The organism is Cutibacterium sp. KB22876, from assembly GCF_059728865.1.
Genome location: NZ_AP040858.1, coordinates 767,633 through 784,527 on the forward strand (window position 1 = coordinate 767,633; position 16,895 = coordinate 784,527).

The window sequence follows — 16,895 nt, forward strand, 5'->3', positions numbered from 1 at the left end:
TATGTCCCTTGCCCGCGTGTGTCACGTCTCGACCGTTCACAACCCCCGCGACGGCCGCATCTTCCGCAAGGAGTGTGCCAGCCTCGCCAAGCGGGGCGCCGATGTCTGGTTCATCGGCGCCCAGGACGGTGACGAGATCGTCGACGGGGTACATGTGGTGGGAATCGGCAAGGCCACCAACCGCATCGACCGTCTGACCCGCCGTCAGGCCAAGGTGTGGAAGGCCCTCGACCGGGTGAACCCCGATCTCGTCCACATCCACGACCCCGAGCTCATTCCGCTGGTACTGGCGTGGAAGAAGCTGCGCGGGCGGGCTGCGGTCTTCGATGCTCACGAGGACCTCGTCGCACAGATCGACGGCAAGGAATACCTGTCACCGAAGATCAAGCCGGTCGCCCGCACGGTCGCCAAGGCCCTGGTCACCATGGCTGACAAGGGGTTCGACGGTGTGGTCGCGGTAACCGACGGGGTTGCCGAGGACTTCGGACACCGCAACCAGAAGTTGGTCCACAACTACCCGCTGCTGTCGAGCTTCGACACCACGGTGGAGGGGGAGAAGGTTCCAGGTCAGATCGTCTACGTCGGCATGCTGTCCAAGGGACGTCAGACCGACAAGATGTTCGACATGATGGCCCTGATGGACGGTGACGCCCGCCTCGTCATCGCCGGTAAGCAGGACCCCGAGGTCGCCTACCTGTTCGATGAGCTCGACAAGCATCCGCGCGTTGACTACCGCGGATCCATCCCGGTTGACGAGGTACCCGGTCTGCTCGCGTCATCGGTCATCGGCCTGGTCTTCCTCGAGCCGCTGCCGAACTACGTCAACTCGCTGCCCACCAAGCTCTTTGAGTACATGGCGGCCGGGATCCCGTTCATCTCGACCGACCTGCCGTTCCTGGTGAACATGCTCGAGAAGTGGGACTGCGGAGTCTTCGTTGACACCTCGAGGGACGCCAAGGCCGCGGCCGAGGCGGCCAAGGAGCTGCTGGCCGACCCGGAGCGCTGCAAGCGTCTCGGGGAGAACGGTCGACGCGCCATCGCCGAGGAGTTCAACTTCGAGGCTGACGTCGACGCCCTCGTCACTGTCGAGGAGCGCGCCCTAAAGCGTCAGGACTCCCAGATCGTCGAGGCATGACCCGGATCCTCACCCGTGTCCTGGTGGCCCTGCTGCCGTTGACGGTGCTCTTCGGCACCTACGCGGCGGTGGGGCCCTTGACGTCCTTCCGGGCGGACGTGGCCGCCCTGGCCGTGATAGCTCTGATCAAGGGGACGTCGTGGCCGCGACAGTGGCCGCTGATCATCTTTGGTCTCGCATGGGTGGTCGTCGGTGTGGTGTCCGGGCTCATGGTGTCCTGGACGCCTGCCTGGGGTGACCTCGCCAACCTCGTCATCGGGTTGGTGCTGGTGTGGGCCTTGTCCAGGGTAAGGAATGACAACACTCTGGCAGACCTGACCCTGGGGTGGGAGGCCGCCATCCTCGTCAGCCTCCCCATTGCTGTGTGGGAGCACCGCACGACGCGCCACCTGGCGCAGTTCATCGACGGTCTGTGGCGGGGCCGACCGCTGGTGTACCCGCTGCCGGGAACCTTCTTCCCGAACCCGAACTACTACGGCCTGTTCCTCGTGCTGGGTCTGGGTCTGATCGCGTGGCACGCCGTCGTCAAGGGCGGTTGGCAACGCTGGTGCCACGTCGTCGTGGCCCTTGCCAGCTTCTACCTGCTGTGGCTGACCGGGTCGAAGCTCTGCCTCATGGGTGCGGTACTGATGGCCATCGGCGCGGCTCTGACGTGGAAATACGGTCGGATCGTCGTCGGTGCGGGAGCCGTGGCCGTCGTTGTACTGGTCCTCGGGCCAGGTCGGGCGACGCTGCTCTCGGCGTGGAATGACGTCATCGCCGTGCTGGTGCAGCATGCCAATCTCGGCTCACGCTCCTGGCCGGTCAGGCTGTCCCTGCTCGGCTTCGGGCTGCACCTCATCGCGACGCACCCGCTGGTCGGGGTCGGACCCGGTGGGTTCGCCCACCTGTCCCGTGACTCCACGGTGTATTCCCTGCACCACAAGACCAATCCCCATAACGGACTCATCCATGTGGCCTCCGACTACGGTATTCTCGTCGCTGCCGTACTCGTCGTGGCATGGGCGTGGGGAATCGTCCGGGCGTTCCAGCGGTGTGCGCATCGCTCGGGACAGACCCGCCATATCGCCAGGCTGTACATCGCGATGATGTTCGCGGTCCCAGTGCTCATGATGGCCAACAGTGTTTTCGTCGGGCCGAACGTCGTTGCTTTGTGGATGGCCGTGCTCGTCCTGCTCGACACCGTGGTCGGGTCGCGACATACCGTGATGGCGCGACGTGCTGTTCGCGAGGAGGCGTGAGTTGACGGCGCTGGACGATAGGCTGGGTCGACGTACGGTACGCGGGCAGGAAGGTTCGTTAATGCGCGTCGTGAGCATCGTCGGGGCTCGTCCCCAGTTCGTGAAGTTGGCCCCGGTGGCCAAGGCCTTCGCGGCCGAGGGAATCGATCACAAGATCATCCACACCGGCCAGCACTACGACGTCAACATGTCCGACTCCTTCTTCATCGAGCTCGGCATCCCGAATCCTGATCTGCACCTGGGTGTCGGTGGCGGCTCCCACGGCCTCATGACCGGTCGCATGCTTGAACAGCTCGATCCGGTGCTTGAGGAGATGGCCCCCGACTGGGTGCTCGTCTACGGCGACACCAACTCGACCATCGCCGGCACCCTCTCGGCGGTGAAGATGCATCTGCCAGTGGCCCATCTCGAGGCCGGTCTGCGTTCCTTCAACCGCCGCATGCCCGAGGAGCACAACCGGGTCCTCACCGACCACGCCGCTGACCTGTGCCTGGCTCCGACCGAGGTGGCCATGGGTCACTTGGCTGACGAGGGGCTGGCTGCCCGATCGGTGCTCGTCGGTGACGTCATGACCGATGTCTGCCTGCAGGTGCGCAACTCCGTCCTTGCCAACCCGCGTCCGGTGCCCGGTGTGAAGGAGGGCGAGGAGTACGTCATGGCGACGATCCATCGCGCCGACAACACCGACGATCCCGAGCGTCTGGCCCACATCCTCGACGCTCTCGGCGGCCTGGATCGCAAGGTCATCCTGCCGGTGCACCCGCGTCTGCGCGCCCGCGCCGAGGCTGACGGCATCACCATCGCTCGCGGGAACCTCACCACCATCGACCCGCTGGCCTACCCCGACATGGTCAATGCCGTCACGAATGCCGCCGGCGTCATCACCGACTCGGGCGGTCTGCAGAAGGAGGCCTTCCTGCTCGGCACCATCTGCACGACGGTACGTACCGAGACCGAATGGGTGGAGACCGTCGAGAACGGCTGGAACGTGCTCGACCCCGACGCCGAGCACCTCGCCGAGTATGCCACCCGTCCGCATCCCGAAGGCGATCCGGGCCACCCCTACGGTGACGGCAAGGCCGCTGCCAACGTCGCCAAGGTGCTGCTCGAGGCCGGCAAGAGGGACTGATGACCGATTCCCCTCGCCTCGGCAGGGTGGTGTCCCTGTCGACGGTGCATCACGGCCACGACAACCGGGTCTTCAACAAGGAAGCGCGGGCGCTGGTCGGGGCCGGCCACGACTATCACCTCGTCATCTCCGCCGAGCGTGACGGGATTGACCAAGGCATCCCGGTCGTCGCATTGCATCGGGAGGAGGGGAGAGCCCGCCGGCTGGTCGTCAGTCAACGCGAGGCGTGGCAGCACCTGCAGGCCCTTCAACCCGAGGTGCTGCACATTCACGACCCCGAGCTCATCCCGTTGGCGCTGCTGTGGGGACGTCGTCACCACTGCAAGGTCATCCACGACGCTCACGAGGACCTCATCGGCCAGGTCGACACGAAGCCGTACCTGGGCAGGGTGACGCGGCCGTTGGCTCGGTTGGCGGCGCGTGGGCTCGTGGGATTGGCCGACCGTGGGGTTGACGCCGTCGTTGCCGCGACCCCGACGGTCGGGGAAAGGTTTCACCACTCCCCGGTGACGGTGGTGCGCAACTATCCCTGGCTGGGTAACTATGACGCGACCCCGGATCCGGTGCTGGGACGGCTGGTGTACGTCGGAGACCTGTCGGAGGAACGCAAACTCTCCTTCATGATCGACGTGACGCGCAGGGCTCGTCAGCGGGTGCCAGGGGCCCACCTGGTGCTGGCCGGACGGGTGCTGCCGCGTTGTCAGGACACCGTTGACCGCGCGGTGGCTGAGGGCTTCGTCGAGCACTTGGGCCTCATTGACCCGACCGAAGTGCCGAAGGTGTTGGCCAGCGGCCAGCTGGGGTTGGTATTTCTCAAACCATTGCCGAACTACGTCGCCTCCCTGCCGACGAAATTGTTCGAATACATGGCCTCGCAGGTACCGTTCGCGGCATCCGACTTCCCGGCATGGCGGGAGATGTTCGACGGCTATGGTGCCGGGATCTTCGTCGACACCGAGGATGTCGCCGCGACCGCTGATGCCGTCGGCGCGCTGCTTGCCGATCCGACGCGTTGCCACGAGATGGGCCAGGCGGGACGTCGGGCCGTCGAGTCGGGGCTGAACTTCGAGTCCCAGGCTGAGGCGCTGACGGGGCTGGTTTCTCGCCTGCTCGAGGGCTGATTACTCGGGAGCGAGCGCGTGGCTGGGGCTACCGGCGTACGTCGGACCTTCCCCACCATTGATTCCGTAACCTGACCAACCCTGGCCCCAAGGTCCAACCTACCCCGTGCCCGCTTCTCCCTCAGTTCTTCCCCGCCCGGGGACCCACCTTGTCCCATTCCTGTGGTGATTGGGGTGATGCACATGCGGTGAACCATCTCACCTGGCGAGGGTCGGGTTCAGAAGACGGTTTTCCACAGAAGCCTTGGCTACCCCGACCGGAGTTGTCCACAGAATTGAAATTGCCTGGCAGAAATCGCGGGTCCCGCCGACAAATTGGGGTGTGAGGAACCTTCAAGAACGACTCGATCACCGCGGCGTTGCCCGCATCCACCGTCACAGCTACATCCGAGGCCAGGCCGACCGGGCGGTAGCCCGAGGAGACGCCGTCCGCATCCTGCCAGGAGTGGTTGCTGCGACAGCCCTTGCCAGAGACCCCAAGACCATCCTTCGCGCGCTGCTGTTGTGGCACCGCGACGCCGTGATCGTCGGAAAGACCGCTCTCCTGCTGCTCGGGATGACCGCTCCTGGCGCCAACAGGCCCATGGACTTCCGAACCATCAATGAAGTGGAGGCCTTTTCCTCAACCCGCCGGTTGGTCCGACCGGGTATTCGGGTACGTCGCTGGCACGTGCCGCACCGGTTCGTGACCGAGCGGGAGCGGGTTCGGATTGCCACCGCTGAGGTATCGGTCCTCGTCCTCGCCATTCAGGGAGAATGGGAGTGGGTCTGCGAGGCCCTGCGACAACGTCTCGTGACTCCCGAATCCTGTCGTCGGGCACGCAAGGGCCTTACTGGCCGATACCCAAAGGCCGAGGTCGATGCCGCATTGGCTGACATCCTCCTGGCTGCATGGTCAATCCCGGAACTGGAGATGAGCAGGGTCCTTCGCGCCACCGGGATCACCGGTCACAAGCCCAACCACAAGGTCCGGGTGGGAGATCGTCATTACTACCTGGACCAAGCCTTCGAGGCCGAGAAGGTCGCCTTGGAGATTGATGGCCGGTCAGTTCACGGCACCGCCAAGGGTTATGAGGAGACGATGATGAGGTCGGCTCATCTGGACCGTCATGGCTGGAAGGTGCTCCACGTCACCCCGACGATGTTCCGAAAGACCCCGAGATTCGTCCTGGACTGGCTCGCCTCCCACCTGCATCGGCGGCATCGGCCAAGAACCATGTTCAGTGAATCCGTCCTGCGGCAGATCATGGGCGGTGTCGCGCCAGCCTGAGGCTCGCGGATCCAACCTCGTAACGGCGGAGAAGGGTAGCCCTACCCCCTGATGGGTCTTGATTCGTCCCGTTCGCTGACCCATGCGTCCCCAGCCAGACCGTCGCGTTGTCCCGCTGTGGAAAATGGGGTTTCGATGAACCCATCTGCAACGTGGCGCTGCACCACCGACCATCAGGAACCCCATTGCCACAGGAGGGGAACGCTCATCACGTGGCTCGAGGCACGGGAGCGAGGGACCCAGACTCACCGAGCCTACAAATAACGGTGGGGCAACGCTCTCGCGTCACCCCACCGTCAGTGAATTGTCACTTGTAGGAGTAGAAGGCCGGGGCGGTCGACACACGCCCGGTGCCACCCATTGGGGTGGCGTGGCCGTCGGCTCGCGGATCGCGACGGCGAGCCTTCCGTCCGCCGGCAGGCTTGCGTTTGGACAGGTTCTCGAACAAGGACGGATCGTGGGATCCCGTCTTCGTGTCCTTGGGTCCCTTGCGCACTGCCACCAGTGCGATCCCGACGACGGCGACTGCAGCCACCGCGATGGCAATCAGGGGTCCCCTGTCGATCTCCTCAGGATTGATCTCGAGCTTGCTCATGCGCATCACTTCTTCCCGTCGATGGGCTTGGCGCCCTTCTCGTCATCGTCGCGAAGAGCGTTTTTGTTCTTGTCTTCCTTGCCTTCCTCGGTGAGGACATCGCCGACGATGGCTCCGGCCTCGCGATGGAACGCAATGTAACGAGCGCCGAGGTTGATCATGGCCTGCAGACGGTTACGACCGCCCAACAGGGTGTAAATGTGCACCATCACCCAGGTCAGCCATGCGCTGATACCGGTGAACTTCAGCTTCTCGGACAGCTGGACGACGGCTGAGTTGCGGCCGATTGTCGCCATGGTGCCCTTGTCCTGGTACTCGAATTTCTCCAGCGGCTCGCCGAGTTCGAGGTGGACGATCTGACGGGCGACGCACTCGCCGCCCTGGATGGCGGGCTGAGCCAGCTGAGGCTTGGGGTCCTCGGTGTTGATGGCACCGTCGCCGACGGCGAAGATGCGATCGTGACCATTGACGCGGAGAGTGCCATCGGTGGCGATACGGCCGCCGCGACCCTGCTCGAACCCCCAGTCGGAAACGGACTTGTGGGCACCGACGCCAGCAGCCCAGATGACCATGTCCGCAGGAAGCGTCTGACCGTCCTTGAGGAGCACCGAATCCTCGCGTACCTCGGCGATGGCGGTCTTGGTGCGCACGTCCACGCCGCGCTTCTGCAGCTGGCGACGGGTGTAGTGGCGTAGAGCCGGGTCGAAGGGCATGAGGAGGTGGTCAGCCATCTCGACGAGGGTGACGTGGACGCGGTCGGTGGATACGTCCGGGAAGATTGCCGGGATGCCGATCGACTTCATCTCGGCCAGGGTGCCGGCCATCTCGACGCCGGTCGGGCCGCCACCAACGATGATGACGTCGAAGGTCTTGTCACGCTGGGTGTCGAGGTCCTCGAGGTAGGTGAAGATGGCGTCGCGTGCGCGCAGCGAGGATGCGCGGGTGTAGATGGTGTACGAGTGCTCGGCGGCACCGGGGGTACCGAAGAAGTTGGCTCCGACGCCCTGGGACAGGATGAGGTAGTCGTACGAGATCGGGTCGCCGTTGTCGACGTTGACGATGCGGTTCTCGGTGTCGACGTCGGTCACAGAGGCACGACGGAAGTGGGTGCGAGAACCGTTCTGAGCGGCGAAGGAACGCAGGCGGTAGGTGACGTCACCTGGGTTCAGACCACCGGTCGCGACCTGGTACAGCAGCGGCTGGAATGTGGTGTAGGGGTTGCGGTCAATGAGGGTGACGTCGCACCCTGCTTCGGCAGTCTTCTCAGCGGCCGCCAAGCCACCGAAACCAGCACCAACGATCACGACTCGAGGCTTGGAGTCCGCCAGAACCGGTCTGCGACCCAGGCCCGGCAGGCCAATGTCCGACAACAGGGTATTGATGTCCATCTGATCCTCCGAATGATGGTGATACATACTGATTGTCCCAAAAATGTGCTGTATTTCGCAATAACGCGAGCCCCATGGGTAGGTCGGGGCCGGGCACTGCAGCTTGCAGCGTGACAGGCTTGGACCATGCCACATCTCCACACCCAGCCACATGGACACGACGTCACGATCAGCGCGTGGATCCTGAGAAGGTTTCCATCCGACAGCCCACGTGGCTGGCAGTGGAAGGCCCTCGTGCACAAGCACCGCAAGATGAATTTGTGGATTCAACCGGGCGGACACGTCGAGCACACCGAGAACCCCTGGCAGGCCCTTGCTCACGAGCTCCACGAGGAAGCTGGCTACCACATTGACCAGTTGAGCGTCCTACAGCCATGGAATCGGGTTCCTGACGGGGTTCATGACCTCATGCACCCGACGCCGGTGCTTCTCAACACCCACAGCCCCTACCCAGGGCACTTCCACTCCGACATCGTCATGGCGATGGTTGCTGATGGTGATCCGGCGGAGAAACCGCGTCCTGGCGAGTCTCTGGAGCTTCAGTGGGTCAGCCCTGACGAGTTCGCCGCGCTCCCGGGGGCCGAGCCCGATGCCGTCATGATCATGACGATGATCGTCGAGCGGGTGGCCGATTCCTGGATTCCTATCCGGGCGACGGACTGGTCGCTGGAAGATGCCCCCACGGAGGCAATGACGAACCGCACGGTCGCCGAGGCCACTGCTCCTGATCCCCTGGACGAGAGGGAGACCCAGGGGTGGGGGACGGCCCAGTGACGCGGAGTCTCGACCTCGACGCAATAGGCTCCGGGCATCCGGTTGCCGATCATTGCGACGAGATCACCACAGCCCTGGATGTTGGGAGGGCGGTCATCGTCGCCCCACCGGGCACCGGCAAGACGACCTTCGTCCCGCCGCTGGTCGCATCGCGGTGTTCGGGTCGGGTCATCGTCACCCAGCCACGACGGGTGGCAGCCAGAGCCGCCGCACGCCGACTTTCCACACTCACCCGGACCCGCCCCGGCGAGTTCGCCTCCCACGCCGTGCGCGGGGAGTCGACGACAACCCGCGACACCAGGGTTGAGTTCGTGACGACCGGGATTCTCCTTCGCCGCCTGATGCGCGATCCTGACCTGACAGGGGTTGATGCCGTCGTCCTCGACGAGGTCCATGAGCGTCATCTCGATGCCGACCTAGCCGTCGCGATGGTGTGCGAGGTGGCCCAGCTGCGCGAGGACCTCACGGTGGTGGCGATGTCGGCCACCGTCGACAGCTCCGGGTGGGCGAGCCTCCTCGGTACGGACGAGCCGGTACCGGTCGTCGAGGTGTCATCGGCCCTGCATCAGCTCCAGATCGAGTGGGCCCCAGCCTCGGGATCCCCTGTGGATTCTCGGGGTGTGACTCCCGAGTTCCTCAGTCACCTTGGCAGTGTCACCGTCGAGGCCCTCGATCACCACCCAGATGGTTCGGCGCTGGTCTTCGTGCCGGGGGCGCGCGAGGTCGACCACGTCGTCGCGGATCTGCGCTCCCGGCTCGATGGCGTGGAAATCGTCGGGCTGTCAGGGTCGATGTCGGCGCGTGAGCAGGATCGTGCCTTGTCAGACCCAGGTGATGTGCGCCGTGTCATCGTCTCGACGGCGGTTGCGGAATCCTCCCTGACGGTGCCGGGGGTGAGGCTCGTCGTCGATTCGGGTCTGTCCCGGGAACCGCGCCTGGATCGTGATCGCGGCATGACGGGCCTGGTGACAGTCCGGGAATCTCGAGCCTCGGCAATTCAGCGTGCCGGACGTGCAGCTCGTCTCGGCCTTGGCGTCGCGGTGCGGAGCCTGCGGCCCCAGGACTGGTCTGGGATGGATGCTGACCCGGCCCCCGAGGTTGATCATGCCGACCTTGTGGCACCGCTGCTGGCGCTGGCCGTTTGGGGCTCTCCTCGTGGCGAAGGCATGGCCCTACCAACCCCATTGCCACAGGACCGGGTGGCCGAGGCCGAGGAGGAACTGCGTGACCTAGGTGCTGTTGACGCTGACGGTCGAGTCACCGACAGAGGGCGTCAGCTCGCGACGGTTCCGGTCGACCCGCGTCTAGCAAGGGCCCTGGTCGACGGCGCGCCGATTGTCGGGTCTCGTCGCTGCGCCGAGATCGTCGCCATGCTCGGCCTCGACGACGGACAGGTCGACCTCGTCGGGCAGTGGCGCCAGTTGCGGACTGGTCGTCACCCCGATGGGAGGGTGTGGCGTCGCGAGGCTGACCGGCTTTCGCGTCTCACTGACGATTTCCCCGACACCAACATCACCGACGATGATGCCGTCGCCACGGTCGTCTCCCTGGCTCGCCCAGGTTGGATCGCTCGCAGCCGTGGTGAGGGGTCATCGTCCTATCTGTTGGCTTGTGGCACTGGGGTTGAACTGCCCCGCAACTGCCCACCCGGGTTGCTCGGGCAGCCCTGGTTGGCCGTTGCCCGAACCTCTCGCGTCACGAGCGGCGCCCTCATCCGGGCAGCGGTCCCGCTGGCGGAATCGGCGGCTCTGGATGCCGGTGCGGCGATGCTCGCGACCGAGACCACGGTCACCTGGAATGGCGGCAAGGCTCGCGGTCGGCGCGTTTCGCGGCTTGGTGCCATCGAGTTGTCGTGCACCCCGGTCCGGCCAGGGCGTGATGAAGCCCGTCGAGCGGTGCTGGAAGAAGTGAGATCCCGCGGGCTCGAGGTTATAGGCCTGACGAAGAACGGTGAGTCCCTGAGGAGTCGGCTCGCCCTGGCCCACCGGGTACTCGGAGACCCCTGGCCTGACGTCAGTGATGAGGCTCTGCTCTCTCGCGCCGAGGAATGGCTCGACTTGGATGGCCTGGCCGCAGGGCAGGGGAGTGACGCCACCTCTGGCCTACGCAGGATGCTGGGGTGGCAGGAATCGGCACGTCTTGACGAGGCCCTCCCCGAGACGATCACGGTCCCCAGCGGGTCGCGAATCCGCGTTGACTACCCGGAACCCGGCAGTGACGCCGCTCCGGTGCTCGCGGTGAAGCTCCAGGAGTGTTTCGGGTGGACCGACGGCCCGATGATCTGTGACGGCCGCGTGAAGGTGGTGCTCCATCTGTTGTCCCCAGCCCGACGTCCGTTGGCCGTCACAGACGATCTCGCCAGTTTCTGGGCCAACGTCTACCCCTCAGTGCGAGCGGAGAATCGTGGACGTTATTCCAAACATCCCTGGCCCGAGGACCCACTGACGGCCATGCCCACGAAGCGCACGAATCGGGCGTTGGGGCATAGCTGACGGCGGGCCAAGTCCAGCACCCACGCTGAGTCCGGGAGTTGAGGACTTGTTTCCAAGCAACGTGTCCCTTCCCGTCCCGGTCTACCCGCAACCTTGTGGAGATCGGGGTTCTGATGGCGAAAGCTGCTACGGGAGATGGCACGACGGGGGTCCATGACCCCGATTTCCACCAGGAGGCGGAATACCCGACATCGTCGAGGTCCGGGTGACGGGCCCCGCCCGACGATTTCCGAGCCCTGCGCAAGGATCGCCGAACCCGTTGTGGGTGGAGACTTCCCGCCAACCGCGACTACGATGGCTCTCAACGACAGGGGAGCATCGTCGGATGCTGAGAGTGGGCACCGCCCAGACCCTCGAACCTGAACCGGTTAGGACCGGCGTAGGGAGTCGGGCTCTTCGCGCATGTGCGCCCCCTTCCGAAGGGACGGAAGGATTTCCATGACCAACGACAAACCTGCCATGCGGTACCGCACCATTGACATCGTCACCCCAGTGATGATCGCGGTGGCCTTCGGTGTCATCTTCCTCGGTTACGGCGCTCTCTACAGCCTCCTCAAGCCGGTGTCCTCGGTGTATGTGCCAGCCGAGGGCATTCTCACCGGCATCTGGTTCCTACCCGCCCTCATCGCCGGCCTCGTCGTCCGCAAACCGGGCGCTGCCCTTCTCGCAGAGATTCTTGCTGCATGTATCGAGGCGGCTCTGGGAGGCCCATGGGGTCCAGGCACCATCATCTCCGGAGTCATCCAGGCTCTGCCGATGGAGCTGTGTCTGCTCATCGTCGCCTATCGCAAGGCTGGACCGAAGCTCGCCATGGTCGCCGGAGCTCTCACCGGTATCGCTGAGGGTATCTACGAACGTATTTCCTATTACCCGATGTTCCGTTTCGGGGACACCGTCGTTTACCTCATCCTCATGGTCGTCTCCGGAGCCCTGCTCGGCGGTCTGCTGGCGTGGGGTATCGTCCGCGGCCTGGCGGCCGCTGGTGCCCTCAACCCCTTCGCGGTTTCTCGTGAACTGCGTGGCGGAAAGCGGAGTACGGCGTCGGCGCGGAATCTGTCATGACTGACGTCTTGGCCTGTAATGACCAGGCTGACGACGTTTCCGCTCGTCGGGCGGTGCCTGTGGATGTCGAGGGGTTGACTGTCGGCGTCCCGGGCCGCGACGCCCCCATCCTCGGGCCCATCGACCTCCACCTGCCTGCTGGCGCAAGGGTGCTTGTCACAGGGCCTTCGGGCGCTGGCAAAACGACCCTGCTGCACGCCGTCGGAGGGTTGCTGGAGGAGGAGAGTCACGATCTGACGGGCCAAGTGAGTACGTGGGGCAACGACAACGTCGGTCTGCTGCAGCAGGAGCCGATCCACTCCGTCGTTGCCGCGACCTGTGGACGTGACATCGCCTTTGGTCCGGAGAATCATCGCGTTCCCCGCGAGGAGATCTGGCCGATCGTCGAGGATTCCCGACGCCGTGCCCGGTTCACCATTCCCTGTGGCCACTCCACCACGAAGATGTCGGGCGGGCAGATGCAGCGTCTCGTCATCGCCGGAATCCTGGCCACCGACCCCGGGCTGCTCCTCCTCGACGAGCCGGTCTCGATGCTCGACGAGGAATCGGCCAGCGCGATTCGAGACGAGGTCGCCATGATGGCCCACGACCGGACGGTTTTCGTCGTCGACCACCATCCGGACCAGTGGCGTGGGATCCTCGACCAGGTTGTCGAGTTGACCGATCACGGCACCCTCAAACGGATCTGGGATTTCGAGGACTACCTCGACTCGCGCGAGCCCACCGAAGTGCCGTGGCACCCCGCTACTCCCGGCGAGGCAGTCGCTCGGGCCGTCGCTCTCGATGCTCACCGTCCGCAGTCTGACGACGTGCTGCTTCGTGGCGTCGAGATGTCGGCCCGACGCGGTTACGTCACGGTCCTGTCAGGGCCCAGCGGGGTCGGCAAGTCCACCCTGCTGAGGCTGCTGGCCGGGCTTGACGACCCTGCCGCCGGCGAGCTCGCCCTCCCCGAGCCCGGGCACACCGCCTGGGTGCCGCAGAACCCGGAGAACTACCTCGTCGCCCGCACAGCTGCTGACGAGCTCTTCGCCTCGCCGATGGTTCCTGAGAACGCTGATCTGCGCGACCTCGTCAGGACCTTCGGGCTCAAGCCGATCCTCGACTCCCACCCCATGACCTGTTCGGGCGGGGAGAAGAGGCGCCTTGCCATCGCGGCGGCACTCGCTCAGAAACCCGACCTGCTGCTCCTCGACGAGCCGACCGTCGGCCTCGACGACGACCGCGGTGCCAGTGTCCTGACGGCCATCCGCGCCGCGGCGGACTCCGGGGTTGCCGTCGTCGTCTCTTCCCACGACCCCCAGGTCATCGAGATGGCTGACGAGGTCGTTGACGTCGCCTCGTACCGCGATCCGGATCCTACCCCGGAAGAGAACCCCCAGGGGAAGCCGGCATTCCTGACGAAGATCAACCCTCTCGTCGTCCTCCTTATCGCCGTCGCAGGCATTGTCGGGTCCCTCTTCGTGCGATCTCCGCTCAGCGGCGCCATCGGGCTCATTCCGGCCGTCGCCATGGCTCCGATGTGTTCCCGCCGCGTCAAACCCTTGGCGGTTCGGACAGTTCCGGTCGTCATCGCCGCGGTGATGTTGGTCTGGACGACCCTGTTGCTCCACAGCGGGTTCACGAACCCAGCGGTGTGGAGCGAGGCGACCCGTCAGGGGCTGAGGATCCTCGTCTTCGTCCTGCCGGGCGCACTGGCCTCTGCCGCGGCCGATCCCACCCGCTTCGGCGACGCCCTGGCACAGCAGACCCACCTTCCGCAGCGCCCGGTGGTGGCGTCGGTGGCAGGTGTGATCCGGATGGGGCACCTGGGCGACCAGTGGCGCGTCCAGTCCGATGTGCGCCGCCTGCGCGGGATGGGGCCGGCGTACTCCCTGTCATCCCGGGTCAAGTACCTGTCCTCGATGACATTCGCGATGGTGCTGTACGCCATGAGGTCGTCGGAGGTGCTCAGCCGGGCCATGGACTCTCGCGGTTTCGCGACGGCGACTCGGCGTACCTACGCCGTCGAGTCGCGCTGGCGAACACGAGACCTGTGGGGAGTCGCGTTGGCCGTCCTCGTCATCGCTGTCCCTGCCATTGCAGCGGCACTGCTGGGGTGACGGACTCCAACGACGCAGAGCGGCTGGGGACTGCCCACCCCAGCCGCTCGTTTCCGACGTCAGCGGTACAGCGCCTTTTCCAGCACCGTCTCGAGCTTGTCGACCGATGCTTGTAGGGAGTACTTGTTCGTCATGAGCTCGCGGGCCCGCTCGTGCCAACGCTTCATGGTGGACTCGTCGGCGTCACGCACCCGCTCGATACCAGAGACGAGCTCGGTCGGATCGACGCAGGCGCCCACCTCGTCGTCACTGATGACGTCGCGGATCGGCACCTTGGCATTCGAGACGACGGCCAGCCCGGCTGCCATGTAGTCGTAGAGCTTGTTGGGGCTCATGCCCTTGTCGAAGACCGACTGCGGGGAGACGGTGTGCAAGCCGACGTCACAGGCCGAGAGGATGCGCACCAGCTCGGACTTGGGTACTTGGTCGTGGAACTTGACGTTCGTCAGTCCCAGCTTCTTCACCTCGTCGATGGCCCACTGCTTGCGAGCTCCAGCGCCGACGAGGAGGAAGTTGACGTCCGGGAGGCGACGGGCCGCGTCGACGATGAGGTCCAGCCCGACGTAGTTGGCATGGGTGCCGGAGAACACCGCGGTGAATCCCTCGATGCCGAACTCCTTGCGCAGGTCCTCGCGGGACTCGTTGACCTCGTACTCGGCCAGGTCGGCGCCATTGGGGACGACGGTGACCTTGTCGACGTTGATGCCGAGCTCGCGGAAGTGGTCCTCCCAGCCTTTCGTCACGACGACGATCTGGCGGGCACGGGCGTAGATGGTCTTTTCCAGCCCCTGGAGCACCTTGTGGAGGGCCGATCCCTCTTTGAGGGCGCCGCCGGAGACTAGCGACTCCGGCCACAGGTCGCGCACCTCGACGACGAAGGGCTTGCGACGCAGAGCGGCGACGACCATGCCAGCGGCCGGGGCCAAGATCTGGGGGGAGGAGGCGAAGATGACGTCGGCCGGGCGTACCAGAGTCCGGGCACCGGCACCGGCGGCGAAGGCGATCCAGCCGAGGACACGCTTGGCCCCGTTGCCCTTGTACTCCGGGATCGGGACGAGGGTGTAACGCGGGTCGTCGACGGTCATCCTCTCACCAGAGGTGTGGTTGATGTTGGCGGCGTAGAAGTGGGGCTGCCAGCCGCGCAACCGCGAGAACATGTCGAAGGTGCGGGTGATGCCACCCGACCCCGGTGGGAAGGCGTAGTGGTTGATCACGCTGACCTTGCGTTGGGGCATCGTTCCTCCTGGACGTCTCGTGCGGACAACCTTACCGGGCGTTCACCCACGTTCCCTGTCATGCTCGTTCCGCCCGTGACTGTTGTCGCCGGCCACGATCATGTCACGACGACATATGGCCTCGTCAGATGGGGTCTGACGGCAAAGTGGGTGACACCCGATGCCCCTGTGGTAATTGCGGTTGCGACCCGGGGGATTGCTATGTGAGGTGGCAGCTGGCCTTGTCATCACCCCGATCACCACACGAGTGCGGGGGCGACGACGAGGGATGGCACAGAATGAGGGGCCGGTGGACACCGCCACCGGCCCCTCAGCCGTGAATTCGCGAATCAGGATCCGTAGGTCGTCTTGGCCTTCTCAAGGGCCGCGACGTAACCGTTGCGCTCGTACTCGGCGGTCGAGGCGTCGGCCGGGATGGCGAGCGTGCCGCGCAGCTTGTCGAGGTCGAGCTCCTTGCGCTGCAGATAGGACTCAAGTCCCTTTTGCAGTTCGGCCGCATATCCGGCACCGTGGCGCACCAGCGCCGAAGTGGTCATGACGACGTCAGCGCCGGCAAGAAGGTACTTGACGACATCGTCGGCGGTCTCGACACCCGACGATGCAGCCAACGAGGCATTGATACGACCCGACAGGGCGGCGATCCACGTCAGCGGCAGGCGGGCGTCAGCCGGGGAGGACAGCCACACACCGGGCTCGACCTGCATCTTCTCGATGTTGATGTCGGGCTGCAGGAAGCGGTTGAACATCACCAAGGCGTCGGCCCCGGCGGCGTCCAGACGGGTGGTCATGTTGCCCAGGGCCGTGAAGAACGGCGAGAGTTTGACGGCCACCGGGACGGTCACGGCGTCCTTGACTGCCTGGACGATCTCGACGTGACGGTCTTCGACCTCCTCGGCGGACTGCTCGAGGTCACCGGGCACCATGTAGATGTTGCATTCGATGCCCGCGGCGCCGGCATCCTGCATCCGCTTTGCGGTGTCGACCCAACCACCGTTCGTCGCGCCGTTCAGCGAGGCGATGACGGGGATGTCGACGGCATTGGCGCTGGCCTCCAGATGGGTGAGGTAGCGCTCGGTGATACCGCCCTCGTTGCTGGCCACGGTCGGGAAGAAGCTCAGCGACTCGGCGAACGAGTCCATGTACTCCAACTCGATCTCGGCCTGTCGGGCCTCCTCATGCCTCACCTGCTCCTCGAACAGGGAGTACATGACGATGGCTCCGACTCCGGCGTCGGCAAGGGCCTTGACCCCGTCGACCTTCTGCTGGATGGGGCCGGCCGAGGCCACCAGTGGTGACCTCAGGGTGAGCCCCATGTACCTGGTGTGAAGATCACTCATGAAACGTCATTCCTTCG

The 16,895-nt window shown here is 65.1% G+C and carries 13 protein-coding genes and 1 riboswitch; of the genes, 9 read left to right on the forward strand and 4 right to left on the reverse strand.

What is annotated here, in order from left to right; translation table 11 throughout:
• Position 1 precedes the first annotated feature (1 nt).
• From AC6I1W_RS03440 to AC6I1W_RS03460, 5 genes are all read left to right on the forward strand, one after another.
• A complete protein-coding gene (locus AC6I1W_RS03440; protein WP_065672997.1) occupies positions 2 to 1,135 on the forward strand; it encodes a glycosyltransferase in 1,134 nt (377 codons plus the stop codon).
• Positions 1,132 to 2,376, forward strand: a complete 1,245-nt coding sequence (locus AC6I1W_RS03445) for an O-antigen ligase family protein (RefSeq protein WP_270237166.1) — start codon at positions 1,132 to 1,134, stop codon at positions 2,374 to 2,376. Before AC6I1W_RS03440 ends, AC6I1W_RS03445 begins: the two co-directional genes overlap by 4 nt.
• A gap of 61 nt (positions 2,377 to 2,437) precedes the next feature.
• Positions 2,438 to 3,505, forward strand: a complete 1,068-nt coding sequence (gene wecB / locus AC6I1W_RS03450) for a non-hydrolyzing UDP-N-acetylglucosamine 2-epimerase (protein ID WP_270237164.1) — start codon at positions 2,438 to 2,440, stop codon at positions 3,503 to 3,505.
• A complete protein-coding gene (locus AC6I1W_RS03455; protein ID WP_117188196.1) occupies positions 3,505 to 4,626 on the forward strand; it encodes a glycosyltransferase in 1,122 nt (373 codons plus the stop codon). The genes wecB and AC6I1W_RS03455 overlap by 1 nt, the downstream gene beginning before the upstream one ends.
• Before the next feature lie 322 nt (positions 4,627 to 4,948).
• Positions 4,949 to 5,896, forward strand: coding sequence for an endonuclease domain-containing protein (locus tag AC6I1W_RS03460; protein WP_117188194.1), 948 nt, complete (start codon positions 4,949 to 4,951; stop codon positions 5,894 to 5,896).
• 307 nt (positions 5,897 to 6,203) lie between these two features.
• Here AC6I1W_RS03460 and AC6I1W_RS03465 read toward each other — a convergent pair whose 3' ends face one another.
• Both AC6I1W_RS03465 and AC6I1W_RS03470 read right to left on the reverse strand, forming a co-directional pair.
• Positions 6,204 to 6,500 (reverse strand): hypothetical protein, encoded by a 297-nt coding sequence (locus tag AC6I1W_RS03465; RefSeq protein ID WP_171048497.1) that lies wholly within the window; start codon positions 6,498 to 6,500, stop codon positions 6,204 to 6,206.
• A complete protein-coding gene (locus AC6I1W_RS03470) occupies positions 6,497 to 7,879 on the reverse strand; it encodes an NAD(P)/FAD-dependent oxidoreductase (RefSeq protein WP_117188192.1) in 1,383 nt (460 codons plus the stop codon). The genes AC6I1W_RS03465 and AC6I1W_RS03470 overlap by 4 nt, the downstream gene beginning before the upstream one ends.
• A gap of 126 nt (positions 7,880 to 8,005) precedes the next feature.
• Between AC6I1W_RS03470 and AC6I1W_RS03475 the strand changes: the two genes are divergently transcribed.
• The 4 genes from AC6I1W_RS03475 to AC6I1W_RS03490 all read left to right on the forward strand — a co-directional run bounded on the left by AC6I1W_RS03475 (position 8,006) and on the right by AC6I1W_RS03490 (position 14,306).
• On the forward strand, positions 8,006 to 8,653 hold the full coding sequence (locus AC6I1W_RS03475) for an NUDIX hydrolase (protein WP_065673002.1): 648 nt from the start codon (positions 8,006 to 8,008) through the stop codon (positions 8,651 to 8,653).
• The gene (hrpB, locus tag AC6I1W_RS03480; protein ID WP_270237156.1) at positions 8,635 to 11,145 is read left to right on the forward strand and encodes an ATP-dependent helicase HrpB; all 2,511 of its coding nucleotides are present in this window, start codon (positions 8,635 to 8,637) and stop codon (positions 11,143 to 11,145) included. Before AC6I1W_RS03475 ends, hrpB begins: the two co-directional genes overlap by 19 nt.
• A 299-nt stretch (positions 11,146 to 11,444) precedes the next feature.
• A riboswitch (TPP riboswitch) is annotated at positions 11,445 to 11,548 on the forward strand.
• A 35-nt stretch (positions 11,549 to 11,583) separates the two neighbouring features.
• Entirely contained in the window at positions 11,584 to 12,207 is a 624-nt protein-coding gene (locus tag AC6I1W_RS03485; RefSeq protein ID WP_065673003.1) for an ECF transporter S component, read from the forward strand.
• Positions 12,204 to 14,306: an ATP-binding cassette domain-containing protein gene (locus AC6I1W_RS03490; protein WP_270237154.1), complete on the forward strand. Its 2,103-nt coding sequence runs from the start codon at positions 12,204 to 12,206 to the stop codon at positions 14,304 to 14,306. Before AC6I1W_RS03485 ends, AC6I1W_RS03490 begins: the two co-directional genes overlap by 4 nt.
• A 59-nt stretch (positions 14,307 to 14,365) precedes the next feature.
• On the opposite strand, the gene AC6I1W_RS03495 is transcribed toward AC6I1W_RS03490, so the two are convergent.
• On the reverse strand, positions 14,366 to 15,541 hold the full coding sequence (locus tag AC6I1W_RS03495) for a glycosyltransferase family 4 protein (protein ID WP_065673005.1): 1,176 nt from the start codon (positions 15,539 to 15,541) through the stop codon (positions 14,366 to 14,368).
• A gap of 329 nt (positions 15,542 to 15,870) precedes the next feature.
• Positions 15,871 to 16,878 (reverse strand): dihydroorotate dehydrogenase-like protein, encoded by a 1,008-nt coding sequence (locus AC6I1W_RS03500; RefSeq protein ID WP_065673006.1) that lies wholly within the window; start codon positions 16,876 to 16,878, stop codon positions 15,871 to 15,873.
• Positions 16,879 to 16,895: the final 17 nt, after the last annotated feature.